This window comes from Prevotella sp. CAG:592 (assembly GCF_000436015.1).
GTDB classification, from domain to species: Bacteria; Bacteroidota; Bacteroidia; order Bacteroidales; family Bacteroidaceae; genus Prevotella; species Prevotella pectinovora.
Genome location: NZ_FR892545.1, coordinates 1 through 2,050, shown reverse-complemented (window position 1 = coordinate 2,050; position 2,050 = coordinate 1). Strand labels below are relative to the sequence as shown.

Genomic DNA, 2,050 nt, shown 5'->3' with positions numbered 1-2,050 from the left:
CGAGAGGGGGCTGAAGTGATTGGCAGAACTCATTGTCAGAGTAACGAACTCGTCTGGAAGCAGCGAGCACCATAGTGCTCCAAATCCTTCAGAATCCAAACAGAATCCAAGATTCATTGGCAAAATAATATCAAAGAAAAATAATCCGTGAAGACCAATCTGTGTAAAGTCTGTGATATCCGTGTTTTTTTTCTTTGATTTGTCCACGCCGAAGGTCGTGGACACCACGTCAAAAAGATTGATATCCATTAGATCATAGTATCCATCAGCCCAACAAAAATAATAGTCATTTATAAATAAAAAAACATCATGTCAGAGAAGAAATTCAACTACGAAGAAGCTGTCACCCAGCTCGAAACAATAGTTCGCAAGATGGAAAGCGGAGAACTCGACATCGACTCCCTCTGCGACCAGCTCAAGACCGCCAAGCAACTGATAGAGAAATGCAAGGCGAAGCTCCAGAAGACCGACGCCGAGATAAAGAAACTGCTCGACGAATGACAGTGGGCGCCGCTCCGTATGTTCAGCCGACAGCCCCCTGTACTCGTTGCAGTCAGTATAACAGATTCGCTTCCATCTGCCTTGACTTTAATCTGCCTACAGTACCCGTCCCGTTGCATTCCACAATCAGCCGGCCCTGATGCCCGATATTGATGCAAAACGGCAATTCTGTGCCCTTTGGCGAGGGTGATTTTGCAGAAAAAAAGAAATTCCCTCGATTTTTATTGCAGAGAATGAATATTCTTACTAAATTTGCGGCATATTAACTTTAAAACGATTACAATATGAAAGATTTGGATTGGTCTAATTTAGGCTTTGGTTACAGAAAGACAGACTATAACGTGCGTTGCTACTATCGCGACGGCAAATGGGGCGAGATTGAAGTCTGCTCCAGCGAATACGTTAATCTGCATATGGCAGCTACCTGTCTGCACTACGGACAGGAGGCATTCGAGGGACTCAAGGCATTCCGCTGCCCCGACGGTAAGGTACGCGTGTTCCGCATGGACGAGAACGCAGCCCGTCTGCAGTCTACATGCCGTGGCATCATGATGCCTGAGGTATCTACTGAGCTCTTCGAGGAGATGGTGGCAAAGGTGGTACGCCTCAACCAGGAGTACATCCCAACATATGAGAGCGGAGCATCGCTCTATATCCGTCCGCTGCTCATCGGAACAAGTGCCCAGGTAGGTGTTCACCCTGCAACAGAGTATGTGTTCATCATCTTCGTCACACCGGTAGGTCCATACTTCAAGGGCGGTTTCTCTACCAACCCATACGTCATCGTACGCGAGTACGACCGTTCAGCTCCTCTCGGCACCGGTAAGTACAAGGTGGGTGGAAACTATGCAGCTTCTATGCAGGCCAACCATCTGGCACACGAGAAGGGCTACGCTTGTGAGTTCTATCTCGACGCCAAGGAGAAGAAATACATGGACGAGTGTGGTGCTGCCAACTTCTTCGGTATCAAGAACAACACCTACGTTACTCCTAAGTCAACATCTATCCTCCCTTCAATCACCAACAAGAGCCTCATGCAGCTCGCTGAGGACTTCGGTCTGAAGGTAGAGCGTCGCCCTATCCCGGAAGAGGAGCTGGAGACCTTCGAGGAGGCAGGAGCATGCGGAACAGCAGCCGTTATCAGCCCTATCTCTTATATCGACGACCTCGACACCGGCAAGCGCTACACATTCAGCAAGGATGGCAAGCCAGGTCCTATCTCACACAAGCTCTACACACATCTGCGCAACATCCAGTATGGTATCGAGCCTGACACACACGGATGGACCAAGGTGATTATCGACTAAGATAAAGTATAGATAATTCGATATACTCTCAAGGCAAAAATACATGAGGCAGGAATTTGGTAGATGGTTCTTGGATGTGGCGAAATATATTTTGACTGCATTGTTGTTATCTTCTTTCTTCGGAGAGATGAACAATATATACTACACAATTCTCGCTTTTTGTATTTTTGCCTTGTGTTTATTAGTAGGGGCTTTGTTGTTAAACCCAAATCTTTCATTAGGGCTTGCTTGGATTTTGTTTT

The 2,050-nt window shown here is 47.0% G+C and carries 4 protein-coding genes; 3 read left to right on the top strand and 1 reads right to left on the bottom strand.

Features of this window, described 5'->3' with window-relative positions; translation table 11 throughout:
• Positions 1–249, bottom strand: a 249-nt coding sequence (locus QVO99_RS03895) for a hypothetical protein (RefSeq protein ID WP_288176941.1), incomplete at its 3' end; no start/stop codon positions are given.
• A 60-nt stretch (positions 250–309) separates the two neighbouring features.
• Between QVO99_RS03895 and xseB the strand changes: the two genes are divergently transcribed.
• From xseB to QVO99_RS03880, 3 genes are all read left to right on the top strand, one after another.
• Positions 310–501 (top strand): exodeoxyribonuclease VII small subunit, encoded by a 192-nt coding sequence (gene xseB, locus QVO99_RS03890; protein WP_022316289.1) that lies wholly within the window; start codon positions 310–312, stop codon positions 499–501.
• 284 nt (positions 502–785) lie between these two features.
• Positions 786–1,808: a branched-chain amino acid aminotransferase gene (locus tag QVO99_RS03885; RefSeq protein ID WP_022316288.1), complete on the top strand. Its 1,023-nt coding sequence runs from the start codon at positions 786–788 to the stop codon at positions 1,806–1,808.
• A gap of 43 nt (positions 1,809–1,851) precedes the next feature.
• Positions 1,852–2,050: DUF6722 family protein (locus tag QVO99_RS03880; protein ID WP_288176940.1), on the top strand; the 199-nt coding region annotated here is incomplete at its 3' end.

Excerpts from the sequence above, each read along its gene's own strand:
- QVO99_RS03885 (WP_022316288.1), top strand. The coding sequence starts at position 786 with ATGAAAGATTTGGATTGGTCTAATTTAGGCTTTGGTTACAGAAAGACA.
- xseB (WP_022316289.1), top strand. The coding sequence starts at position 310 with ATGTCAGAGAAGAAATTCAACTACGAAGAAGCTGTCACCCAGCTCGAA.